The 19,235-nt window shown below is 74.1% G+C and carries 17 protein-coding genes and 2 tRNA genes; 11 read left to right on the forward strand and 8 right to left on the reverse strand.

Features of this window, described 5'->3' with window-relative positions; genetic code table 11:
• Nucleotides 1–4 precede the first annotated feature (4 nt).
• Nucleotides 5–94 (reverse strand) — tRNA-Ser (locus ACYX4T_RS18225).
• 156 nt (nt 95–250) lie between these two features.
• Here ACYX4T_RS18225 and ACYX4T_RS18230 point away from each other — a divergent pair.
• Nucleotides 251–1,282, forward strand: coding sequence for a zinc-dependent alcohol dehydrogenase family protein (locus tag ACYX4T_RS18230; RefSeq protein ID WP_476010700.1), 1,032 nt, complete (start codon nt 251–253; stop codon nt 1,280–1,282).
• 172 nt (nt 1,283–1,454) lie between these two features.
• Here ACYX4T_RS18230 and ACYX4T_RS18235 read toward each other — a convergent pair whose 3' ends face one another.
• Nucleotides 1,455–3,206, reverse strand: a complete 1,752-nt coding sequence (locus ACYX4T_RS18235; RefSeq protein ID WP_476010701.1) for a phosphatidylglycerol lysyltransferase domain-containing protein — start codon at nt 3,204–3,206, stop codon at nt 1,455–1,457.
• A gap of 43 nt (nt 3,207–3,249) precedes the next feature.
• Entirely contained in the window at nt 3,250–4,002 is a 753-nt protein-coding gene (locus tag ACYX4T_RS18240; protein WP_476010702.1) for a dienelactone hydrolase family protein, read from the reverse strand.
• Between the two features lie 98 nt (nt 4,003–4,100).
• Here ACYX4T_RS18240 and hisC point away from each other — a divergent pair, with 98 nt between their 5' ends.
• Nucleotides 4,101–5,153, forward strand: a complete 1,053-nt coding sequence (gene hisC, locus ACYX4T_RS18245; RefSeq protein ID WP_476010703.1) for a histidinol-phosphate transaminase — start codon at nt 4,101–4,103, stop codon at nt 5,151–5,153.
• Nucleotides 5,154–5,155: 2 nt separating this feature from the next.
• On the opposite strand, the gene ACYX4T_RS18250 is transcribed toward hisC, so the two are convergent.
• A complete protein-coding gene (locus ACYX4T_RS18250) occupies nt 5,156–5,872 on the reverse strand; it encodes a DUF1990 family protein (RefSeq protein WP_476010704.1) in 717 nt (238 codons plus the stop codon).
• Nucleotides 5,873–5,969: 97 nt separating this feature from the next.
• On the opposite strand from ACYX4T_RS18250, the gene ACYX4T_RS18255 reads away from it, so the two are divergent.
• The 3 genes from ACYX4T_RS18255 (at nt 5,970) to ACYX4T_RS18265 (ending at nt 8,430) form a co-directional block, all read left to right on the forward strand.
• The gene (locus ACYX4T_RS18255) at nt 5,970–6,647 is read left to right on the forward strand and encodes a DUF1990 family protein (protein WP_476010705.1); all 678 of its coding nucleotides are present in this window, start codon (nt 5,970–5,972) and stop codon (nt 6,645–6,647) included.
• Nucleotides 6,648–6,740: 93 nt separating this feature from the next.
• Nucleotides 6,741–6,962 carry a hypothetical protein gene (locus ACYX4T_RS18260; protein WP_476010706.1) on the forward strand — a complete coding sequence of 74 codons (222 nt, stop codon included), beginning with the start codon at nt 6,741–6,743 and terminating at the stop codon, nt 6,960–6,962.
• Nucleotides 6,963–7,308: 346 nt separating this feature from the next.
• Entirely contained in the window at nt 7,309–8,430 is a 1,122-nt protein-coding gene (locus ACYX4T_RS18265) for an epoxide hydrolase family protein (protein WP_476010707.1), read from the forward strand.
• A 94-nt stretch (nt 8,431–8,524) separates the two neighbouring features.
• On the opposite strand, the gene ACYX4T_RS18270 is transcribed toward ACYX4T_RS18265, so the two are convergent.
• Nucleotides 8,525–8,612: transfer RNA gene (locus tag ACYX4T_RS18270), tRNA-Ser, on the reverse strand.
• Between the two features lie 21 nt (nt 8,613–8,633).
• Nucleotides 8,634–9,101 (reverse strand): MarR family winged helix-turn-helix transcriptional regulator, encoded by a 468-nt coding sequence (locus ACYX4T_RS18275; RefSeq protein ID WP_476010708.1) that lies wholly within the window; start codon nt 9,099–9,101, stop codon nt 8,634–8,636.
• Between the two features lie 88 nt (nt 9,102–9,189).
• Between ACYX4T_RS18275 and ACYX4T_RS18280 the strand changes: the two genes are divergently transcribed.
• Entirely contained in the window at nt 9,190–10,200 is a 1,011-nt protein-coding gene (locus ACYX4T_RS18280; protein WP_476010709.1) for an NAD(P)H-quinone oxidoreductase, read from the forward strand.
• Nucleotides 10,201–10,223: 23 nt separating this feature from the next.
• On the opposite strand, the gene ACYX4T_RS18285 is transcribed toward ACYX4T_RS18280, so the two are convergent.
• Nucleotides 10,224–11,441, reverse strand: coding sequence for a cysteine desulfurase-like protein (locus tag ACYX4T_RS18285; RefSeq protein WP_476010710.1), 1,218 nt, complete (start codon nt 11,439–11,441; stop codon nt 10,224–10,226).
• A 163-nt stretch (nt 11,442–11,604) separates the two neighbouring features.
• Between ACYX4T_RS18285 and ACYX4T_RS18290 the strand changes: the two genes are divergently transcribed.
• The 5 genes from ACYX4T_RS18290 to ACYX4T_RS18310 all read left to right on the forward strand — a co-directional run bounded on the left by ACYX4T_RS18290 (nt 11,605) and on the right by ACYX4T_RS18310 (nt 18,629).
• On the forward strand, nt 11,605–12,207 hold the full coding sequence (locus tag ACYX4T_RS18290; protein WP_476010711.1) for a bacterial proteasome activator family protein: 603 nt from the start codon (nt 11,605–11,607) through the stop codon (nt 12,205–12,207).
• 104 nt (nt 12,208–12,311) lie between these two features.
• Entirely contained in the window at nt 12,312–13,265 is a 954-nt protein-coding gene (wzm, locus tag ACYX4T_RS18295; protein ID WP_476010712.1) for a galactan export ABC transporter permease subunit Wzm/RfbD, read from the forward strand.
• A gap of 5 nt (nt 13,266–13,270) precedes the next feature.
• Nucleotides 13,271–14,068, forward strand: coding sequence for a galactan export ABC transporter ATP-binding subunit Wzt/RfbE (gene wzt / locus ACYX4T_RS18300; RefSeq protein WP_476010713.1), 798 nt, complete (start codon nt 13,271–13,273; stop codon nt 14,066–14,068).
• Nucleotides 14,065–14,970 (forward strand): galactofuranosyltransferase GlfT1, encoded by a 906-nt coding sequence (gene glfT1, locus ACYX4T_RS18305; protein ID WP_476010714.1) that lies wholly within the window; start codon nt 14,065–14,067, stop codon nt 14,968–14,970. Before wzt ends, glfT1 begins: the two co-directional genes overlap by 4 nt.
• A gap of 89 nt (nt 14,971–15,059) precedes the next feature.
• The gene (locus ACYX4T_RS18310) at nt 15,060–18,629 is read left to right on the forward strand and encodes an arabinosyltransferase domain-containing protein (protein WP_476010715.1); all 3,570 of its coding nucleotides are present in this window, start codon (nt 15,060–15,062) and stop codon (nt 18,627–18,629) included.
• 158 nt (nt 18,630–18,787) lie between these two features.
• On the opposite strand, the gene ACYX4T_RS18315 is transcribed toward ACYX4T_RS18310, so the two are convergent.
• Nucleotides 18,788–19,228, reverse strand: coding sequence for a GtrA family protein (locus ACYX4T_RS18315; protein WP_476010716.1), 441 nt, complete (start codon nt 19,226–19,228; stop codon nt 18,788–18,790).
• Nucleotides 19,229–19,235 lie beyond the last annotated feature (7 nt).

A 19,235-nucleotide genomic window follows, 5' to 3' on the forward strand; every position in this document is an offset into this window, starting at 1 on the left:
GCCGCGGAGGCTCCGGGATTTGAACCCGGGAGGGAGCCGAACTCCCAACCGCATTAGCAGTGCGGCGCCATAGACCAGACTAGGCGAAGCCTCCCGAGGACCCCCTGGGGCCTCCGTCGGGAAACAGTACACACCGCCGTCCACGGCGTTGCCCGCCACCCCCCGCCCGCACGTGACGTGTGCACGTCGCCGCATGCGTCCCCCCGCCCCGGGTAGCCACGACGGAGCCCACACGAGGAGGACACCCGCCGTGAAGGCGACCCTGATCTACGGAGCCGGCGACATCCGCGTCGAGGAGGTGCCGGACCCGACGCTGCAGGACCCCACCGACGCGATCGTGCGCATCACCCACGCGTGCATCTGCGGCAGTGACCTGTGGCCCTACAAGAGCCGCGAGCAGACCGAGCAGGGCGACCGCATCGGCCACGAGTTCATCGGCGTGGTCGAGGAGACCGGCTCGGACGTGGGGCGCATCCGGGAGGGCGACCTGGTCGTCGCGCCGTTCTTCTACGCCGACGGCACCTGCGAGTACTGCCGGGCCGGCCTGACCAGCGCCTGCCCGAACGGCAGCGCCTGGGGCGCCGAGACCGACGGCGGGCAGGGCGAGGCGGCCCGCGTGCCCTTCGCCGACGCGTCGCTGATGAAGCTGACCGTGCCGCACGACTCGTCGCTCATGCCCAGCCTGCTGACGCTCTCCGACGTCTTCGGCACGGGTCACCACGCCGCGGTGTCGGCGAAGGTGGAGCCCGGCAAGGACGTCGCGGTGATCGGCGACGGGGCCGTCGGCCTGCTCGCCGTCCTGGCTGCCCGGCGCCTCGGCGCCGAGCGGATCGTCCTCATGGGCCGGCACAAGGACCGCACCGACCTCGGCCGCGAGTTCGGTGCGACCGACGTCGTCGCCGAGCGCGGCGAGGAGGGCGAGCAGAAGGTCCGCGACATCCTCGGCACCGACGGCGTGCACTCGGCGATCGAGGCCGTGGGCTACGAGCAGTCGCTCACCTCGGCGATCAACCTCACCAAGCCCGGCGGGCACGTCGGCATCGTGGGCGTCCCGCAGAGCGGCGAGCTGCCGAACCTGGCGCAGAAGTTCATGAAGAACGTGACCGTCGCCGGCGGCATCGCCCCGACCCAGGCGAACATGTACGAGCTGCTGCCCGACGTCCTCGACGGGCAGATCGAGCCGGGCAAGGTCTTCGACCGCACGATCCCGCTCGACGAGACCCCGGACGGCTACCGGGCGATGAACGACCGCGAGGCCCTCAAGGTGCTCGTGCGGCCCTGACGCCCGCACCGAGGGACGCCCTCGCTGCCCCCCACGCAGCGACGGCGTCCCTCGCCCGGGCTCAGGCTCAGGCGACGTGGGCCGGGTTCCAAGCGCGAGCGGGGACTTCGCGCGCATAGAAGCCGCGAACAGCGCGTTCGCTGCTACTCACGGACCCCGCTGCCACGAAGCGTCAGGTACGGCGCAGCAGACGGAGCAACGCCGGTGGGCGTCCGCCGTAGCCCTCGGCCTCGAAGGCGGCGACGGCGATGCGGGGCAGGTCGCGCACGGCGTCGAAGACGAGGTACCGCGGCACCCAGGCGGGCCCGAAGCGGGCGTTGAAGCGGTAGAGCGTCTCGATCTGCCACCACCGCGACGCGGTGCGCAGCAGCCGCGCCCACAGGCGTGCCACCGGTCCGGCGCCGATCCTCTCGCCACGCTCGAGCGCCGAGCGGAAGACGGCGAAGTTCAGCGACACCCGGTCGACGCCGAGCCCCCGGCAGGCGCCGAGGAGGTCGGCGATGAGCAGCTCGTTGAGCCCGTTGTCGGGCACCGCCGGGTCGCGGATCATGATGTCGAGCGAGAGCCCCTCGCTCCCCCAGGGCACGAACTGCAGCACGCCGCGCACCTCGCCCTCGGCGGTCGCGACGACGAGCACGGCCTCGGGGTCGGCGTCGCCGTCGGCCACCCGCGACAGGGCCATCGAGAAGCCGCGCTCGGCCGGCCCGCCCCGCCAGCGGGCGACGAGGTCGCGCAGCGTGGCCAGCTCGTCCGCGGGCACGTCGCGCAGGCGGCGCACGGTCGTCCCGTAGCCGGCGCGCCGGATCCGGGACACGGCCTGACGCACGGTGCGCATCGACCGCCCCTGCAGCGAGAAGGTGGCGACGTCGACGACGGCCTCGTCGCCGAGTTCCAGCGCGTCGAGGCCGCCCTCGCGCAGCCACACCCGCGCCCCGGCCTCCGAGCAGCCGAGCACCGCGGGCACCCAGCCGTAGCGCCGGCACGTCGCGAGGAACTCGGTGATCGCGCCGGGCCAGGCCTCGAGGTCGCCGAGGGGGTCGCCCGAGGCCAGCGCCACCCCGGCCACCACCCGGTACGCGACGGCCGCTTTCCCCGACGGCGAGAACACCACCGCCTTGTCCCGGCGCAGCGCGAAGTAGCCCAGCGAGTCGGCGCGGCCGTGGCGGGCGAGCAGCTCGCGGATCCGGGCGCCGTCGTCCTCGGTGAGCGCCGGGCGCGGCTCGGCGGAGCGCAGCAGGAAGTAACCGCCGAGCACGACCGCCGCGATGCCGAACGTCAGCCCGAGCACGGCGGTGAGGTCGTCGAACCACCCCGCCGCGAACCGCACCGGCCCGCTCACCCCGACGAGCGAGAGCGCCGCGTGCGCGAGCCGGTCCTCCAGGCTGGGCGGCCCGACCAGCAGCGACGGGCGGACCAGGAGCAGCAGCAGGACCGTCGCGAAGCCGCCGACGAGCATCTGCACCACGACCCGCACCGCGGCGAGCGGGCCGACGGGGTCGGGCAGGGCGGTGAACTCGCGTCGGGTCAGCAGCAGTCCGGCGAGCAGCAGCGCGACCACGACCGTCGGCACGACCGCGTGCCGTCCGACGACGTGCGACGCGATGAGCAGCACGCACGCCACCACGGCGAGCTGCCACGCGCGACGCTTGCGCCGCCGCAGGCCCGTGGCCAGCATCATCAGCCCGACGCCGAGGGTCGCGACGACGACGGTGCCGACCAGCGTCGCCTCCGGCGGGAGCCCGAACCAGGTCGCCGGCTGCAGGCGCTTGCGCAGCAGGGGCGTCAGGAGCGACAGAACCGTGAGCAGGCCGGCGACGCGGGCGGCCCAGGTGACCACCCGCGCGACGCGACGCCCGCGGAACCGGGCGAAGCGGCCCTCGACGGCGGCCGTCGTGGGGCGATCGGCCCGCACACCCGACGTCATGTGCCCTCCGGTCGGGGTGAGCGGTACCCCGCCCACCGGCGCGCTAGCGCAGGTGCGCATCCAACCAGTTGAGGACGCGGCTGCGCGCCTCCATCTTGGTCGCCTCCTCCGAGTTCCCCTCGTCCAGGGGATCCGGCTGCACGGCGGCCTGCTCGTCGGCGTCGAAGCGGTGCTCGCGCGAGGGGTAGACGACGACGTCGACGACGCGCCCCGAGGCGTGGGCGGCCTCGCGCAGGCGGTCGACCTCGGCGGGGTCGACCGGGTCGCCGCGCTCGCCGTAGAGCCCGAGCCACGGGCAGGTCAGCTCGCCGACGACGTCGAGCAGCGCCGGCAGCCCCGCCGACAGGGGCTCGGCGACGCCCGCCGCGGACACCGTGATCACCGCGCCCAGGGAGCGCTGCGCGGCGACGACCAGCGCGGCCGTGGCACCGAGGTCGAAGCCCAGGACGGCCATCCGGTCGGAGGGGACGCCGCGGTCGGCGAGCATGCCGAAGGCGGCGTCGGAGTCGGCGAGCACCGACTCGCCCGAGATCGCGGCGGCGGCGCGGTCGACGGCCTCGGCGTCGCCGGTCTGCTCGTCGATGCCGGGGTCGTCGCGGTGGTAGAGGTGCGGGGCGACGGCGAGCCAGCCCTCCCCCGCGAGCGCCTCGACGATGGCCTGCGTGCGCGACGTGACGCCCCGCGACTCGTGCAGGACGACGACACCGCCGCGCACCGCACCGTCCGGCTCCCCGATCGTCACCCGCAGCTGGGTCTCGTCGACCAGCGGGATGGTCTCGGTGTGCAAGCCCGTCATGCGTTCAGCCTTCCACGTCGGCGGTCCGGCGGCCCGGGCGCCCGGTCGATCACCGCGGGCCGGACGGACGACGCCCACCGGCGTTTACCGTGGTGACCGTGCCCGTGCGCCTCCGCGACGACCTCGCCGCCCTGCCCACCTACGTCGCCGGTCGCACCGTGCCGGGCGCGGTCAAGCTCGCGAGCAACGAGATGCCGCTGCCGCCGCTGCCCGCGGTGCGCGCGGCGATCGAGCGCGCCGCCGAGGCCGGCAACCGCTACCCCGACATCGCCGTCACGACCCTGACCGCGCGCCTGGCCGAGCACCACGGCGTCGACCCGGCCCGGGTCGCGGTCGGCTGCGGGTCGGTGGCGCTGTGCGGCCAGCTCGTCGCGGCGATGTGCGCGCCGGGCGACGAGGTCGTGTTCGCGTGGCGGTCGTTCGAGGCCTACCCGATCGTCGCCCTGGCCGGGCACGCGCAGGCGGTGACGGTGCCGCTCAAAGACGGCCACGTCCACGACCTCGACGCGATGGCCGACGCGATCACCCCGCGCACGCGCATCGTGTTCGTCTGCAACCCGAACAACCCGACCGGCACGGCCGTCGACGAGACCGCGCTGCGGGCCTTCCTCGACCGCGTGCCGTCCGACGTGCTCGTGGTGCTCGACGAGGCCTACCGCGAGTTCGTCACCGACCCGGCGGTCCCCGACGGCCTCGCGCTCGCCGCCGAGCACGACAACGTGTGCGTGCTGCGGACCTTCTCCAAGGCCCACCGCCTCGCCGGCCTGCGCGTCGGCTACGCGATCGGCCCCGCCGAGCTCGCGGCCGCGCTGCGGGGGGTCTCGGTGCCCTTCGCCGTGTCCGCGCCCGCGCAGGCCGCGGCGCTCGCCGCCCTGGACCACCTCGACGAGCTGCTCGCCGACTGCGCGGGGCCCGTCGCCGAGGTCGCGCGGATGACCGAGGTGCTGCGCTCGCAGGGGTACGAGGTGCCGCCGTCGCAGGCCAACTTCGTCTGGCTACCGCTGCGCGACCGCGCCCCGGCGTTCGCCGAGCACGCGCTGGAGAACAAGGTCGTCGTGCGGGCCTTCGACGGGTACGGCGTGCGGGTCAGCGCGGGGACGACCGAGGAGGTCGACCTGTTCCTCGCCGCCGCGGGCTCCTTCTCGGGCTGAGGTCAGCGCGCGTCGAGATCCTGCGCCGGGACACGGCGGGTGACCTCCCCCACCTTCCCCGCCCGGCGCCCCTCGAGCAGGCGCACCGCGCCCAGGCAGAACTGCACCCACAGGCCCGCCTGGACCTCCCGGCCGACGACCAGCCGGCGGTAGACGAGCTCCGCGGCGCGGTCGCCGGCCCGGGACCAGACCTCGATCTCGAAGTCCACGACCCCCGGCTCGACGTCGGACGCCCGGAACTCGATCTGCCCGGCCTCGAGGTGGCCCTCGAGGGTGCCGAAGCGGAACGACCGCTCGGTGCGCAGGAGCACGCGCACGGGCCCGTCCCACGGCGCGGGCATGTACACCCGGTACTCGTCGCCGACGAGCATCCGGCCGGGCTCGCCCCGCTCGCGGGCGAACGTCACGACGTGCGGCGGCGCGCCCTTGTCGAGGTCGCGGGACAGGGTCTCGATCAGCTCGGCGGCGTCGTGGCGGGCGTCGACCGCGCGGACCGAGAACGTCCGGTGGAACAGCGGCCCGTGCCCGTGCGCGATCGTCTTGCTCCGCCCGTCGAGCAGCGCGAGGGGCCAGGGCGAGGGCAGGTCGGTGGCGCCGCCCCCGGTGCGCTCGCGCTCGGTGATCCGCAGGGCCCGCAGGTGCCGGCTGGCCATGATCAGGGCGCCCCAGCCGCGCCGGAGACGACCGAGCGGGGGGCGGCTCGAGAAGAGGCGTCGCATGACCATCCTCCGTGGGTAGCCGACCGGCGATGACAGCATGCCCGGGGCCGTCCGGCTCCGGCCCGTCAGGTTCCTGCCCAGCGAGGGAGACCACCGCGTGAGGTTCACGGCCCACCCCGATCCGGCGCGCGGGCTGCGCGAGATCGCCGAGTACGGGCTGAACTACGACCCGTCCGACACGGAGGGGCGCAGCTGGCACCACGACCGCGTCCGGCACCTGCTCGGGGACGAGGTGCCCGGCGAGCCGGTGGCCGGCGGGCCGTTCCGGCTGGCCTGCCGCCTGGTGCACGACTACGAGTTCGCGGACCCGAAGATCATGCGTGCCTACTTCCACGCCGACGCCCCGCTCGTCGGGCGGGACATGCTGCTCGAGGGTCGCTTCGCCGTGCTGCGCTTCCCCATGGGGGTGCGGGTCGACGCCGAGGTGGACGAGGTGCGCGACCGCGCCGACGGCACCCGCGAGCGCTCCTGGGGCTGGAGCTACCGGACGCTCGAGCACCACCTGGAGCGGGGCCGGCTGGTGTACGAAGTGATCAAGAACCTGGACACCGGCCGCGTCGAGTTCGTCATCACCGGGGTCTCCAGCCGCGCGCGCATCCCCAACCCGCTCGTCGCCCTGGGCTTCGGGATGTTCGGGCGCTGGACGCAGACCCGCTTCTACCGCGCCGCCACCACCCGCCTCGCCCGGCTCGTCGCCGAGGTGTACGCGGGCGCGCCCCGCCCGGAGCCCCACCGGATAGGGCCCGGCGACGTCGTGGTGGCGCCGACGGGCTGACCGGGTCGACACCGGGACGTGACCCGAAGTCGGCGGTACGCGACCGGTCCGGCGGGGCACCCTCTCCCCACCCGCGACGTGCCGAGGTGATCGATGAGTGGCGACGAGGACGAGACCCCTCCTGCCGAGACCGACGGCGAACTGGCGCACGCCGTCGACGACGCCATGAAGAAGGAGGTCTGGCGGGCCCTCGCCCCCCAGTTCCAGCGCAACGCCTTCGAGAACAGACGTGTGCAGCCGCCGCGGGACCGCCACGAGATCCAGGAGATCCTGGACAAGCTGCGCGACGAGAACCCGGGCGAGGAGCGTCCCTAGGCTCCGGACTTGGGCCCCCGGTCCCTGGCGGGACGCCCGCTTTCGAGCTGCAGGACCGGGCGTCCGGTGGGGTTCGCTCACGGCCTCGACGTGGCTGCGGCAACCCGGCGCGACACCGACGTACGTCCCGAGATGTCGTAGATCGATCTTGCAGACCAGGGCCCGCTGAACTTTACGATCTTCTCCGGCGGGGCGGTCGGACCGGCGATCGTCGCAGCTGTCCGGTCTCGCGTCGGTGCCGCCGGCCCTCGCCGCGCTGGCGGCAGGTCCGCTCGCCGGTCTCCTCCTGGGTCTGAGCCGGCGACACGGCACGGAGCCCGTCGTCGACTCGAGGAGAGGTGCCGTGATGAGCGGCGAAGCGTTCGAGGTCACCGTGACCGACGCCGAGATCGCGGACCTGCGCGACCGGCTCCGTCGGACCCGGTGGCCGGAGCCGGAGACGGTGGACGACTGGTCGCAGGGGGTGCCGCTGGCCTACGCCCGGGAGCTGTGCCGCAGCTGGGCCGAGGACTACGACTTCGGGTTCGCCGAGCGGGTCAACGCCTTCCCGCAGTACCGCGACACCGTCGACGGGCTGGGGATCCACTTCGTGCACGTCCGGTCCCCCGAGCCGGACGCGTTCCCGCTGGTGCTCACCCACGGGTGGCCAGGCTCGGTGCTCGAGTTCCTCGACGTCCTCGGCCCGCTGACCGACCCCCGCTCCCACGGCGGGGACCCGGCGGACGCCTTCCACGTCGTGGCCCCGTCCCTGCCCGGGTACGGCTGGAGCGACAAGCCCACGACGACGGGCTGGGGCGTTCCCCGCATCGCCCGCGCCTGGGACACGCTGATGGTCTCGCTGGGCTACCACCGCTACGGCGCGCAGGGCGGCGACTGGGGCTCGGAGGTGACCGCCACCCTCGGCGAGGTCGCGCCCGAGCGGGTCGCAGGCGTGCACCTGAACATGGGGAGGGTCCCGCTCGGCACCTTCGCCGACCCGACCCCCGCCGAACACGCCGCCGCCGAGGCCGACCGGGAGTTCGCCCGCACCGGACGCGGCTACTCCGCGATCCAGATGACCCGGCCGCAGACCCTCGGCTACGGCCTCACCGACTCCCCCGCCGGCCAGGCCACCTGGATCGCCGAGAAGTACCGGGCCTGGACCGACCACGACGGCGACCACGAGAGCGTCATCCCGCGCCGGACGATCCTCGACGAGATCTCCGTCTACTGGTTCACCGTTGCGGCCACGTCGTCGGCGCGCCTGTACTGGGAGAGCTTCGCCGACGTCCGCGTGCCGGTCACCGTCCCGTCCGGGCTGGCGGTCTACCCGCGCGACCTCGTCCGTCCGTCGCGGCGCGAGGCCGAGCAGCGGTTCACCGACCTGCGCTGGTTCGCCGAGCTGCCCCGTGGCGGGCACTTCGCCGCCCTCGAGCAGCCGGCCTCGCTCGTCGAGCAAATCCGGGGCTTCCTCCGCCTCGTCCGATGACCCTCGACGGTGGAGGACCCGCGAGGATCGGGATCGTCGGTTCGTGTTGATCTCGGGGGAGCGAACGACCGACCAGCGAAACCCCTGGCCAGGCTGGCGGAAGCGGGGGGATTCGAACCCCCGGTCCCTCGCGGGACGTCCGCTTTCAAGGCGGATGCAATCGGCCGCTCTGCCACGCTTCCGCGGGCCAGGGTAAGGGCCGGTCAGGAGTCGGCGCGCAGCTTGGTCACGATGCGCTCGAAGACGTCGCCGATGACCTTGCGCTCGTGGTCGTCGAGCAGGTCGACGAAGTGGGCGCGCACGCCCTCGAGGTGGTCGGGCGCCGCACGGCGCAGCACGTCGAAGCCGTGCTCGGTGAGGACGGCGAAGACCCCGCGGCCGTCGGAGGGGCAGAGCTCGCGGCGCACCAGGTCGTCGGCCTCGAGCCGGGACACCTGGTGGGACAGCCGCGACTTGGACGCGACGACCTCCTCGGCGAGCAGGCTCATCCGCATGCGGTGGTCCTGCTGCTCGGAGAGCCGCACCAGGATCTCGTAGTCGGCCAGGGAGAGCCCGTGCGCGTCCGACAGCTCGCGGTTGAGCCGGCCCGCGAGGAGGGCCTGGCCCATGATGTAGTTCCGCCACGCGTGCCACTCGACGGGGTCGAGCCAGCGCGGCTCCTGCTCGGGCATCCCCGCAGGATAGTGCGAGACACCTACTCGCGGTACGGGACGCGGCGGGACCGGCGGCGCCCGCCCGTCGCCGCTAGCGTCGCGACCCGTGTACGCGATCAGCATCCGCGAGCCCGGCGGTCCCGAGGTCCTCGAGTGGGTCGAGCACCCCGACCCGGAACCCGGCGAGGGCGAGGTCGTCGTCGACGTCGTCGCCTCGGCGGTCAACCGCGCCGACGTCATGCAGCGCCAGGGCAACTACCCCCCGCCGCCCGGCGCGTCGGACATCCCGGGCCTGGAGTGCTCGGGACGGATCGCGGCCCTGGGCGCCGGGGTGACGGGGTGGTCGGTCGGCGACGAGGTCTGCGCGCTGCTGGCCGGCGGGGGCTACGCCGAGAAGGTCGCGGTCCCGGCGGTCCAGCTGCTCCCGGTGCCCGACGGCGTGTCGCTGACCGACGCCGGCGGGCTCCCCGAGGTCGCGTGCACGGTGTGGTCGAACCTCGCCATGACCGGGCACCTGCGCGAGGGCGAGACGCTCCTCGTGCACGGCGGGTCGGGGGGCATCGGCACCCACGCGATCCAGGTCGGCAAGGCCCTCGGCGCGCGGGTGATCGCCACCGCGGGCTCGCCGGAGCGCCTGCAGACCTGCCTGGACCTCGGCGCCGACCTCGCGATCGACTACCACGACGAGCTGCCCGACGAGATCGCGAAGGCCACCGACGACCGCGGCGTCGACGTCATCCTCGACAACATGGGCGCCTCGATGCTCAAGGCCAACCTCGCGTCGCTGGCCACCGGCGGGCGGCTGGTGATCATCGGACTCATGGGCGGCGCGAAGACGGAGATCAACCTCGGCTCGATGCTCGGCCGGCGGCTCTCGATCAGCACCACCACCCTGCGCGGCCGGCCCGTCGAGGGCCCCAATGGCAAGGGGAGCATCGTCGCCGCCACCCGCGACGACCTGTGGCCGCTCGTGGGGCAGGGCCGCGTCCGCCCGGTGATCCACGAGTACCTCCCCGCCGCCGAGGCGTCCCGGGCGCACGAGGCGCTCGACGCGGGCGGGGTCGTCGGCAAGCTCGTGCTCGTCGTGCGGGACGAGGACGGGGTGCTGGGCGGCTGAGTCCCGGCCCCGCCGGTGGGACCTCAGAGGCGGGCGAGGGCGCTCACGAGCGTGTCGATCTCGGCGCGGGTGGTGTAGTGCGCGAGGCCGACACGGACGACGCCGCCGACCTCGGCCCCGCCCAGCACCTCGAGCGCGCCCGCGTCGCCGGTGTCGGTGAGCACGCAGACGCCGTGCTCGGCGACGCGCTCGGCGACCTCGCGGGCCGTGCGCCCGGCGACGGTGAAGGCGACGACCGGGATGCGGCGCGGGGGCTCGCCGATGACCATGACGCCGGGCAGGAAGCGCAGCTCGGAGACGAGGTAGGCGGTCAGCTCGTCCTGGTGGCTGCGCACCGAGCTCATGGACGTCAGCACGCGGTCGCGGCGGGGGCCGGCGGCGTCATCGTCGAGGTCGGCGAGGTAGTCGATCGACGCGACGAGCCCGGCGAGCAGGGCGTAGGGGGCGTCGCCGACCTCGAGGCGCTCGGGTCCCTTCGCCGAGGCGTCGAGGGAGGCCGCGGGCAGGCGGTCGAGCAGGTCGGGGGTGCGGAACACCAGCGCGCCGACCGGCGGCCCGCCCCACGCCGCCGCCGAGAGCACCATGACGTCGGCGCCCATGGTGTCGAGGTCGAGCGGCAGGAACGGTGCGGCCGCGGTCGCGTCGACGACCATCAGCGGCTCGACCCCGGTGCTCCGGTGGGGCAGGGCGTGGACCTTGCGCGCGATGGCCGCGACCTCGGTGCGCGTGCCGATCGCGGGGTCGGCCGCGGTGATGGCCACGACCCGGGTCCGCTCGCCCAGGAGCTCGTCGAACTGCCAGCTCGGCAGCTCGCAGGTCTCGACGTCGATCTCGGCGGTGCGCAGGCGCCCGCCGGAACGCTGCGCCGCCCGCTCCCACGGCGCGACGTTCGCGGTGTCGTCGAGGCGGGAGACGACGACCTCGTCGCCGAGGTCCCAGTCGGCGCCCAGGGCGTCGGCGAGCCGCTCGAGCAGCGGGGCGGGCCCGGGCCCGAGCACGACGCCCTTCGGGTCGGCGCCCACGAGGTCCGCGACCGCGCGCCGGGCGGCCTCGATGATGGCGCCGCCGCGCTGCGAGGCGGGGAACACGCCGCCGGGCCGGGAGACGGGTGCGCGGAGTGCCGAGGAGACGGCCGTCGCCACCTGTTCGGGGACCTGCATGCCCGTCGGGCCGTCGAGGTGCACCCATCCGTCACCCAGCGCGGGCACCAGCCCACGGACCCGAGCGACGTCGAACGTCATGCCATCGGAGGGTACGGAGCGCCACTCGGGCCGACGACGGCGGTCAGCTCAGGTGACGGCAGCAGGCGGTGGACGGGCGGTGGACGGGCAGTGGGCGGGCGGTGGGCGGGCGGTGGACGGGCGCCGGAGGAGCGCACAGCGCCGTCGCGTGGAGGATGGAGGCATGAGCGAGGCACCCGGGAACCGTCCCTCCGCGCCCACCCCCGGCGACCAGGTCATGATCGTCGGTCCGGACGGGCAGCCGGTCGGCACCGTGCGGGTCCCCGACGGCGGCCAGGAGCCCGGCGCGGACGGCGCGGACGGTGCGGACGGCGCGGACGGCGCCCAGGCCCCGGCCGAGCGCCGCGAGGACCTCTCCGAGGCCGTCGAGGAGCCCGCCAAGGTCATGCGCATCGGCATGATGATCAAGCAGCTGCTCGAGGAGGTCCGCGACACCGACCTGGACGACGCGAGCCGCGGTCGCCTGCGCGAGATCCACGCGTCGTCGCTGCGCGAGCTCGAGTCCGCGCTGGCCCCCGAGCTGCGCGAGGAGCTCGGCCGCCTCATCGAGCCGTTCTCCGCCGAGGAGGCGCCGACGGCGGGTGAGCTGCGCATCGCCCAGGCCCAGCTCGTCGGCTGGCTGGAGGGCCTGTTCCACGGCATCCAGACCGCGCTCGTCGCCCAGCAGATGGCGGCGAAGGTGCAGCTCGAGCAGATGCGCCGCGGGCTGCCGGCGGGGTCCGGGGCGTCCGCGGGCGGCGGCCAGGCCACCGGCCAGTACCTCTGACGGGCGACGGGGCGAGGGGCAGGACGAGAGGCAGGGCGAGAGGCGGGCCACGGCACGGGCCGGTCCACCGGAACCATGCCCCCGCGCAGGTACGCTCACGCCTCGTGGCCGTCCCCGCACTCGCGCGCCAGGACGCCGACGACTCGGCGCCCCCGGAGCACGCGCCGTCCCCGCGCAGCTGGGGACGCGCGTTCGCCGACATCCGGGCCGCGATCGCCCAGCGCGAGCTGTGGGGCCACCTCGGCTGGCAGGACATCAAGCAGCGCTACCGCCGCTCGGTGATCGGCCCGCTGTGGATCACGATCAGCATGGCGGTCACCGCCGCCGCGCTCGGCGGGCTCTACTCGCAGCTGTTCGGCCAGCCCATCGGCACCTTCATGCCGTACGTGACCGTCGGGTTCATGATCTGGTACTTCATCAGCGCCTGCGTGCTGGAGGGGACCGAGACCTTCATCGCCAACGAGGGCCTCATCCGGTTCCTGCCGGCACCTCTGATGATCTACGTCTTCCGCACGGTGTGGCGCCAGATCCTCTTCTTCGCGCACAACGTCGTCGTGTACGTCATCGTGCTCGCGATCTTCTTCCAGCAGCTCGACGAGCCCTACCGCATGGTCAACATCGTGCCGGGCACCGCGGACCTGCCCGGCGTCCTGCACCCGGGCCTGAGCTGGTGGGCGCTGTTGGCGATCCCGGCGTTCGTGCTGATCGTCATCAACGGCATGTGGGTGACGCTGCTGTTCGGCATCATCTCGGCGCGCTTCCGCGACATCCCGCCGGTGGTCGGCAGCTTCATGCAGCTGTTCTTCACGATGACGCCGATCATCTGGACCACCGACCTGCTGCGCGGCGGCGAGCCGGGCAGCATCAAGGCGATCATCGAGCAGCTCGCGAGGCTGAACCCCTTCTACCACTTCATCGAGATCTTCCGGGCGCCGCTCGTGGGCCAGATGCAGAGCTGGACCCACTGGGCCGTCGCCGGCGGGATCACCGTCGTCGGCTGGACGCTCGCGCTGATCGCGCTGCGCAACTACCGCTCCCGCGTCGCGTACTGGGTGTGACGAACATGGTCAGCATCGAGGTCCGCGGGGCCTGCGTCGAGTTCCCGATCTTCGACGCCAAGAACCGGTCGCTCAAGAAGTCCGTGCTCGGCCGCGCGGGCGGGCGGATCAGCGCGCAGAAGGTGCCGGTGGTCGAGGCGCTGCGCGACGTCGACCTGACCCTCGGGCAGGGCGACCGCGTCGGGCTCGTCGGCCACAACGGCGCGGGCAAGTCGACGCTGCTGCGCCTGCTCGCCGGCATCTACGAGCCGACCCGCGGGCGGGCGAGCATCCGCGGGCGCGTGGCCCCGGTCTTCGACCTCGCCGTCGGCATGGACCCCGAGATCTCCGGCCTCGAGAACATCCTCATCCGCGGCCTGTTCCTCGGCATGACCCGCCGCGAGATGGAGCGCCGCGTCGACGAGATCGCCGACTTCACCGAGCTCGGCGACTACCTGAACATGCCCCTGCGCACCTACTCCACCGGCATGCGCGTGCGGCTCGCGCTGGGCGTCGTCACCTCGATCGACCCCGAGATCCTCATCCTCGACGAGGGTATCGGCGCGGTGGACGCCGCGTTCCTGGAGAAGGCCCGCGACCGGCTGCGCGACCTCGTCGGGCGCTCCGGGATGCTCGTGTTCGCCTCGCACTCCGACGAGTTCCTCGTCGAGCTCTGCGACACCGCGATCTGGATGGACGGCGGCGTCATCCGCGAGCAGGGCCCGCTGCGCGACGTCGTCAGCCACTACAAGGGCCGCGACGTCTTCGAGAACCTCAGCGCGGAGACCCTCGAGCGCCTCGAGCGGGCGGGCACCTCCGGGTGAGCACCGACACCGAGACCGTCACCGCCGTCGTCGTCACCCGGCAGCGGGCGGACCTGCTGGTCGACGGCCTCGGGGTGATCGCGAAGCAGACCCGCCGGCCCGACCACCTCGTCGTCGTCGACAACGGCCCCGACGAGGAGACCCGCGCGGTCGTCGAGAGCTGCGGGCTGCCCGTCACCTACCTGCCGTCGCACCACAACCTCGGCGGCGCGGGCGGCTACGCGCTGGGCATGCTCACCGCGCTCGCCCGCGGCACCGACTGGCTCTGGCTCGCCGACGACGACGGCCGACCGGTCGACGAGCACGTCCTCGCGACGCTGCTCGACGTCGCCCGGCGGCGGGGGCTCGCGGAGGTCTCGCCGGTGATCGCCGACATCGCCGACCCCGACCGCCTCGCGTTCCCCCTGCGCCAGGGCCTGCGCTGGATGCGGCGCCGCAGCGAGCTCGCCGCCTACGGGGACGACGAGATCGTGCCCGGGATCGCCCACCTGTTCAACGGCGCCCTCTTCCGCGCGTCGACCCTCGACGTCGTCGGCGTCCCCGACCTGCGGTTGTTCGTCCGGGGCGACGAGGTCGAGGTCCACCGGCGGCTGTCGCGCTCCGGCCTGTCGTACGGGACGTGCCTGACCACGGCGTACGTGCACCCCGACGGGTCGGCGGAGTTCAAGCCGATGCTCGGCGGGCGGCTGCACGCCCAGGACCCGGGCGACGCCACGAAGCGGTACTACACCTACCGCAACCGCGGCTACCTGCTCGCCCAGCCCGGACTGCGGAAGTTCGGCGCGATCGAGCACCTGCGCTTCGCCTGGTACTTCCTCGTCTCGCGGCGCGACCCGGCCGCGCTGCGAGAATGGCTCGGGCTGGTCCGCCTCGGCCGGCGCGAGCGTTTCCTGCGCCGCTGAGGTCGCACGCACCTCACGCACCACTCACAGGTGCCCTACGGGGAGGTCCGCCTCACGGGACCCACCGACCCCCGGACTAGCCTCGCGGCGTGCTGACCTCGGAACAGACCGTCAGCCCGGGGCGCCCGGGCGCGGATGTGTCCGAGACCCCGGACGGGGGGCGTGCGACCCGGGGCCCGTGGTGGTTGCGCCTGCTCGCGGTCGGGTTGGGCCTGCTCGGCACCGGCCTGGCGCTGCTGTTCCCGTTCCTTCCGGTGGTCCAGGACACCGCGACGATCACGTGGCCCAGCGCGACCACCGGCACCCGTCCGGTCGATGCCCCGTTGGTGGCCTACCGGCCCGAGACCATGAGCATCACCGTGCCGTGTCGCGCGGTCCAGGAGCTCGACGCGCGGGTGAACGGGACGGCGACGGTCGTCTCCACCTATCCCCCGCTGTCCGACCCGGGCGCGCAGGTCGGCATGCGGCTGACCGTCGAGGACGGCCAGCTCGTCCTCAACGACCGCGGCCAGCAGATGGCCAACGCCGCGGTGCCGCCCGGCGACTGCACGGTGCGGATCGTCTCCGACGCCGGCTCCACCCTCATCGACCTCGGCATCGGGCAGGAGATCCGGCTGCCGTTCGACGCCCGCCCGCAGGTCGTCGGCATCTACTCCGACCTCGACGAGGCGCAGGACGACGTCGCCGGCGTCTCCGTGTCGATCACGCCGGACACGCGGTTCGAGACGTCGCCGACCACGCTGAAGGTGCTCGCCGGCGTCCTCGCCGTGCTCGCCGTCGCGGGCGGGGTGTGGGCGCTGCACGCCCTCGACGTGCGCGCCGGGCGGCGCGCGCCACGCCTGGCGCCGAAGGGCTGGTGGTGGCCGACCGGACGCGACGTGGTCGTCACGGCGGTGCTCGGCGTCTGGGCCGTCATCGGGAGCCAGACCTCGGATGACGGCTACATCCTCGGGATCGCGCGCGCCCGCGAGTCGGCGGGCTACATCGGCAACTACTACCGCTGGTTCAACGTCCCCGAAGCGCCGTTCGGCTGGTTCTACGAGCTCTACGCGCAGTGGATCCGCATCGACGACTCGGTGCTGTGGCTGCGCGTGCCGTCGGTGGCGATGGGGATCGTGTCCTGGATCCTCATCAGCCGCGAGATGCTGCCGCGCCTGGGCCAGCAGGTCCGCCGGTCGAAGGCGGCGGCCTGGGCCGCGGCCATGGTGTTCCTCGCGTTCTGGCTGCCCTACAACAACGGGCTGCGCCCCGAGCCGGTCGTCGTCATCTCCGCGCTGCTCGCGTTCTGCGCGGTGGAGCGCGGGGTCGCGACGCGCCGCCTCGCCCCCGTCGCGCTCGGCCTGCTCGCGGCGGCGTTCGCGGTCGCCGCGACGCCCACGGGCTTCATCGCCGTCGCGCCCTTCCTCGCCGCCGCGCGGCCGCTGTGGAAGCTCGTCGTCGAGCGGGTGCGCTTCGGCGGCTGGCTGCCCGTCCTCGCGCCCGTGACGGCGTCCGGGCTGCTCGTGCTCGTCGCGATCTACGCCGACCAGACCTGGTCCGCGGTGTGGGAGGCCACGCGCCTGCGCACGCTGCTGGGGCCGAACTGGAGCTGGTTCCAGGAGGTCGTGCGCTACCAGTCGCTGTTCGGCACGGCGGCCGACGGCTCGCTCGCGCGCCGCTTCCCCGTGCTGCTGCTGATGCTCGCCATCGCCGTGTGCGTGGTCGTGCTGCTGCGCCGCGACAAGATCGCAGGCGCGGCGCTCGGGCCGTCGCAGCGCCTCATCGGGTCGTCGGTCATCGCGTTCGTCGTCCTCGCCCTGACCCCGACGAAGTGGACCCACCACTTCGGCGCGTTCGCCGCCCTCGGCGCCGGCATGGCCGCGCTGACGGCCCTGGCCACCTCGTCGGACGTGCTGCGCTCCCGGCGCAACCGCATGCTGTTCCTCGCCGCCCTGTTCGCCGTGCTGGCGCTCGCGTTCACCGGCCCGAACACCTGGTGGTACACGAACAACTGGGGCGTCCCGTTCGCCGACGGGCCGCCGGTCTGGGACGGCTGGCCCTTCGGCTCCGGCCTCACCGAGCCCTGGCCGGTCTACACCCTGTGCCTCGGCGTCTCGGTGATCCTGCTGATCATCGCGGGGATCGAGCACATCCGCGGCGTGCCGCGACCCGACCCGCCGGCGCAGCCCGAGGAGCCGGGCAAGCCGTCGGCGGCGGCGTCCGCGGTGGGCGCGGTGCTGGCCCCGCCGCGCGAGGCGCTCGGCAAGCTGCGCCGCACGCGCGGCGGCTCGACCGTGGAACGCCGGGCCCGGGCGCTGCGGGTGGGCTCGGCGCCGATCGCGCTGGTCTGCGCCGCGCTGCTCGCGTTCGAGATGGTGTCGATGACCGACGGCATCGAGGCCCAGGCCGGCAGCTTCTCCCTCGGCGGCGACGTCCTCGAGCACCCCTTCGGCGACAGCTGCGGGCTCGCCGACCGGGTCCGCGTCGAGGGCTCGACGCTCGCCGGCGTCCTGCCCGCCGCGCCCGCACCCACCGGACTCGCCCCCTCGGACCCCGGCGTGCTGCCCACCGTCGCCCCGCCCACCCCGACGACGGCGCCCGCGACCGGCTCGTCCGGCTCGGCGGGCTCGGCGGGGAGCGGCACGACCACCGGCACCGACGGCGGCGGCACGACGACCACCACGCCGCCCTCGACGTCCACCACGCCCGGGGCCACCGGCTCCGCCACACCCACCCCGGCGCCGCTGCCGGCCAACACGGTGCCGGCGTCGGCGCCCGAGGCCCAGCTCGTCGAACCGGGCCCCGCGAACTCCGGCTTCTCCCTCGCCGGCGCGACCCCGCCGGTCGGCGGCGGCACGGGCGTGTCGGGCTACGAGTACTCGCTGCGCAACGGGCTCGCCGACGAGGCGCTCGGGTCCTACGACGAGGCCGGCACCGGCACCGGCGTGCTGCGCACCGACTGGTACTCGCTCGACGACGAGCTGCGCGCGGGCACCACCCCGCTCGTCCTGACCGTCGCCGGGCGGCTCAACGGCGGCAACTTCCTGACGCTGCAGTACGCCGACCGCCTGCCCGACGGCCGCGTCCGCATCCTCGGCCAGGACCCGATCGACGACGGTCGGTTCGGCGAGCCGGGGTGGCGCGAGATCCGGCTCAACCTGGCCGCCGGCGTGGGTGCGCAGGCCGACGAGGTGCGCCTCATCGCACAGGACCGGGCGCTGGGCCCGGACGGCTGGCTCGCGATCGCCCCGATGCGCGGACCCCAGCTCGTGCCGCTGACCGAGATCCTCGGCCCGGAGAACCCGGGCTACCTCGAGTGGCCCGTGCAGTTCGCCAGCCCGTGCCTGCGGCCGTTCGACGTGCGCGACGGCATCGCCGAGGTCGCGCGCTACCGCCTCGTCGCCGACGCCAGCCAGCTGCGGCCGGGTGGCGTGAACTGGTCGTCGGCCAACGCCGGCGGGCCGCTGGGGTGGATCGAGGTCCTCGCCCGCCGCACCGAGCTGCCGACCTACCTGGAGGGCCAGCCCCAGCGCGACTGGGGCATCGTCGAGCGCCTCGACCCGTACACCCCGAACGCCGTCGCGCCGACCGTCACCCGCGGCCAGCGCGAGGTGTGGGGGACCTACACCCCCGGGCCCATCGGCGACCCGCCGCCCGGCACGCCCTCGCCGTCCCGGTAGGGGGCGGGGGTGTGCAGCGAACGCGCTGTTCGCGGCTTCTAGGCGCGCGAACTCCCCGTTCGCGCCTCTCGGGGCGGCGCGATGCGGCGAGCGAACGGGGACTTCCAGCGCGTAGAAGCAACGAACCGCCCGTTCGCTGCGTCAGGGGCAGGGATCGCTCAGTCGCGGAAGATGACCGTCCGCATGACGACGAAGTTGATCGTCGTGGCGCAGGCCTGGGCGATGAACCAGGACAGGAAGCCGGCGAGGGGGCCGGGGTCGATCGACGGCGCGTCCATGACGTGCAGGACGAGCGCGGCGACGCCGACGTTGACCGCGAAGGTCGAGCCGTAGAGCACCACGAAGCCCACGAACCGTCCCGCGCCGCCCGCGGAGGAGGCGAAGGTGAAGCGGCGGTTGAGCAGGTAGGCCGTGGTGGTGCCGAGGATGAACGACACCGCCTTGGCCAGCGGCGCCCAGGTGCTCAGCGCGAGGAGCCCGGCGTAGACGCCGAGGTCGACGGCCGCGGCGACGCCGCCGATCGCGACGAAGCGCACGATCTGGGCCTTGAGCCCGAGCGGCGCGGGTCGCTCGCCGGTGTCGGGGCCGGTCACGGTCATGGGTCGA

This window comes from Actinomycetospora sp. ABD4_176 (assembly GCF_056311855.1).

Coding starts and splice junctions, on each gene's coding strand:
- ACYX4T_RS18240 (WP_476010702.1), bottom strand. CDS start 4,002: ATGACGGGCTTGCACACCGAGACCATCCCGCTGGTCGACGAGACCCAG.
- ACYX4T_RS18275 (WP_476010708.1), bottom strand. CDS start 9,101: ATGCCCGAGCAGGAGCCGCGCTGGCTCGACCCCGTCGAGTGGCACGCG.
- ACYX4T_RS18235 (WP_476010701.1), bottom strand. CDS start 3,206: ATGACGTCGGGTGTGCGGGCCGATCGCCCCACGACGGCCGCCGTCGAG.
- ACYX4T_RS18260 (WP_476010706.1), top strand. CDS start 6,741: ATGAGTGGCGACGAGGACGAGACCCCTCCTGCCGAGACCGACGGCGAA.
- wzt (WP_476010713.1), top strand. CDS start 13,271: ATGGTCAGCATCGAGGTCCGCGGGGCCTGCGTCGAGTTCCCGATCTTC.
- ACYX4T_RS18290 (WP_476010711.1), top strand. CDS start 11,605: ATGAGCGAGGCACCCGGGAACCGTCCCTCCGCGCCCACCCCCGGCGAC.
- ACYX4T_RS18250 (WP_476010704.1), bottom strand. CDS start 5,872: ATGCGACGCCTCTTCTCGAGCCGCCCCCCGCTCGGTCGTCTCCGGCGC.
- ACYX4T_RS18315 (WP_476010716.1), bottom strand. CDS start 19,228: ATGACCGTGACCGGCCCCGACACCGGCGAGCGACCCGCGCCGCTCGGG.
- ACYX4T_RS18285 (WP_476010710.1), bottom strand. CDS start 11,441: ATGACGTTCGACGTCGCTCGGGTCCGTGGGCTGGTGCCCGCGCTGGGT.
- ACYX4T_RS18265 (WP_476010707.1), top strand. CDS start 7,309: ATGAGCGGCGAAGCGTTCGAGGTCACCGTGACCGACGCCGAGATCGCG.